This window comes from Nocardia pneumoniae NBRC 100136 (assembly GCF_000308755.1).
Lineage (GTDB): Bacteria > Actinomycetota > Actinomycetes > Mycobacteriales > Mycobacteriaceae > Nocardia > Nocardia pneumoniae.
The window spans coordinates 1-2,520 of sequence record NZ_BAGF01000151.1 but is presented as its reverse complement, the minus strand read 5'-3'; the positions used below and the strand labels follow the sequence as shown (position 1 = coordinate 2,520).

The 2,520-nt window shown below is 64.4% G+C and carries 4 protein-coding genes; 3 read left to right on the top strand and 1 reads right to left on the bottom strand.

Going from position 1 to position 2,520, the window contains the following annotated elements:
* Positions 1-15 precede the first annotated feature (15 nt).
* A complete protein-coding gene (locus ON34_RS31265; protein WP_040786623.1) occupies positions 16-432 on the top strand; it encodes a cupin domain-containing protein in 417 nt (138 codons plus the stop codon).
* 112 nt (positions 433-544) lie between these two features.
* Positions 545-1,267, top strand: coding sequence for an NAD-dependent epimerase/dehydratase family protein (locus tag ON34_RS31260; RefSeq protein WP_218003960.1), 723 nt, complete (start codon positions 545-547; stop codon positions 1,265-1,267).
* Here ON34_RS31260 and ON34_RS31255 read toward each other — a convergent pair.
* Complete coding sequence (locus ON34_RS31255) at positions 1,245-1,973, bottom strand: polyprenol monophosphomannose synthase (protein WP_157172538.1); 729 nt, start codon at positions 1,971-1,973, stop codon at positions 1,245-1,247. The two genes, ON34_RS31260 and ON34_RS31255, sit on opposite strands and share 23 nt — an antisense overlap.
* Positions 1,974-2,089: 116 nt before the next feature.
* Between ON34_RS31255 and ON34_RS31250 the strand changes: the two genes are divergently transcribed.
* The coding region (locus ON34_RS31250; protein WP_040786620.1) for a GDP-mannose 4,6-dehydratase at positions 2,090-2,520 on the top strand (431 nt) is incomplete at its 3' end.

The window sequence follows — 2,520 nt, the reverse complement described above, 5'->3', positions numbered from 1 at the left end:
TGAAGGGATGCAGTAATGAAGGTCGAAGTTCTCACCCCGTCGTGCAATCTCGACACCGTCCGCGATGGGCGCGGCGGCATATTCACGTGGGTGCCCCCGGAGCCCCTGCTGGAGTTCAACCTGATCTACATGCACCCGGGCAAGGTGCGCGGCTTGCACTACCACCCGCACTTCGTCGAGTACCTGCTGTTCGTCGAGGGCAACGGCGTGCTGGTGACCAAGGACGACCATGAGGATCCGGACTGCCCCGAAGAGTTCATCCACGTGTCCAAGGGCATCTGCACGCGCACCCCGATCGGGGTGATGCACACGGTGTACTCCATCACGCCGCTGACCTTCATCGCCATGCTGACCAAGCCGTGGGACGAGTGCGACCCGCCGATCGTCCAGGTAGCGCCGCTGCCGCACACCTTGGAAGGCAACCAGGCATGAGCGGTCCGGCCCGGAAGCGGCAGCGAAGCGTGACCATGCAGGGCCCCGCTCATGCCGGAAGACGACACAGCATGAGCGATACGGTCTTGAGGCATTCCCGGGAGGGCACGGCATGAGCAGGCTGCGCGTGGCCGTGGTCGGCGCGGCGGGCTATGTGGGCGCCGCGCTCACCGAGGCGCTCGGCAAGCACGCCCGATGGGAGGTGGTGCCGGTGGTGCGCGCCGACCACGAACGCCACCGCACCGCGGGCCGCTACGACGTGCTGATCAATGCCGCCTGCCCGTCGAAACGCTTCTGGGCCGAGCACAATCCGGATGCCGACCACGCGGAGACGCTGGACAAGACGCGCCTGCTGCGCGAGCAGTGGCGCTGGGACCGGTTCGTGCAGATCAGCAGCATCTCCGCGCGCACCCAACTGGACACGGTGTACGGACGCCATCGCGCCGAAGCGGAGCAATTGTGTTCCGGCGATGACACTTTCGTGGTCCGGCTGGGCCCGATGTACGGCGGTGACTACCGCAAGGGAGTGCTCGCCGACATGGCCGCCGACCGGCCGGTGTTCGCCAGTGGCCGCTCGCGGCAGAGCTTCGCGCCGGTGGACTGGTGCGCGGACTGGATCGCCGAGCATCTCGGCGACACCGGCCTGCGCGAGGTGGGCGCACGCACGACCGTGACGCTGGCCGAGGTCCGCGACGCGGTGGGCTCCCGCTCGGAGTTCGCCAAAGACTATGTCGACGACCAGTTCCCGGTCACCGCCACCGGCCCCGAGTGGCCGGAGGCGGCGGCGGTGATCGACTGGCTGGCCGGGAGGGTCACCGGTGCACGAGCGAACTGATGCGATGGCGGCTGGGCCGGAAGTACTTCTCCGCGCACAGCACCAGCAGGAAACGCACGCTGGTCGCCACGTCGCGGGTGCGCATCTTCGACGCGCCGGCGGTGCGGTTGAGCACGTGAATGGGCACCTGCTCGATCCGGAAACCGTTGGCGTTCAGGATGTAGAGGCTTTCGAAGAAGAACGAGTACCCGGTCGACCGGACCTTATCGAAAGCCTCTACCGGAACAGCGTCCAGACGGTAGTATCGGAACGCGCCGGTGGCATCGTAGGGCATCCGCAGCAATGTCACGGTGAGAAAATGCCCGACCCGGGTGAGGACCTTGCGGAAGGGAGTCCAGTCGGCCAGGCTGTCCTCTTTCAGATATCGCGAGCCGACGACGATGTCGAAACCGTCGGCGGCGGCGCGCAATGCCGGAAGATACGACGGCGGATGCGCGAAATCGGAGTCCATCGTGATGATGTGCCGGTACCCCTGCGCGTAGGCCCAGCGAATACCGGCCTGATGCGCGGAACCCACGCCCTGGCGACCAGCCCTGTGCAGCACGTGAATTCGCGGCGAGTGCTCGTGCGCCAGCTCTTCGAGCAGGTCACCGGTGCCGTCGGGGGAGTTGTCGTCGACGAACAGGACATCGAAATCGGTGCCCTGTTCCAGGATCTGAGCAAGCAACGACCCGACGTTGCGACGCTCGTTGTATGTCGGAATCATGACCAGAGTTTTTTCGGAGGCCGCGCTCATGCGATCGAATTTTAGTACCGGCGGCGGCCGAAAGATAGGTGTTGCCGCCATTTTCGAGACCCGTTAGTCTTCGGGTTGGAGGTTTGATGAGAAAAGCTTTGATAACCGGCATCACCGGCCAGGACGGGTCTTATCTGACCGAATTCCTGTTGCAGCAGGGATACGAGGTCCACGGGATTATCCGGCGTGCGTCGAATTTCAATACCGACCGCATCGATCACCTGTATTCCGATACGCATTCACAACGCCGGTTATTCCTGCACTACGGGGATCTCATGGACTCCAGCAGCCTCAACCGCATTCTGGAGGACGTGCGCCCGTCGGAGATCTACAACCTGGGTGCGCAATCGCACGTGCACATCTCGTTCCAGATCCCGGAGTTCACCGCCGAGACCAACGCCATCGGCACGCTGCGCATCCTGGACGCGATCCGCAAGACCGGCATCGCGACCAAGTTCTACCAGGCCTCGTCCTCGGAGCTGTACGGAGGCTTGCACGACGTCGCGCTGAGCGAGGA

What these genes read in the sequence shown, in the direction of transcription:
- ON34_RS31265 (WP_040786623.1), top strand. Translation starts at nt 16, where the DNA reads ATGAAGGTCGAAGTTCTCACCCCGTCGTGCAATCTCGACACCGTCCGC.
- ON34_RS31260 (WP_218003960.1), top strand. Translation starts at nt 545, where the DNA reads ATGAGCAGGCTGCGCGTGGCCGTGGTCGGCGCGGCGGGCTATGTGGGC.
- ON34_RS31255 (WP_157172538.1), bottom strand. Translation starts at nt 1,973, where the DNA reads ATGATTCCGACATACAACGAGCGTCGCAACGTCGGGTCGTTGCTTGCT.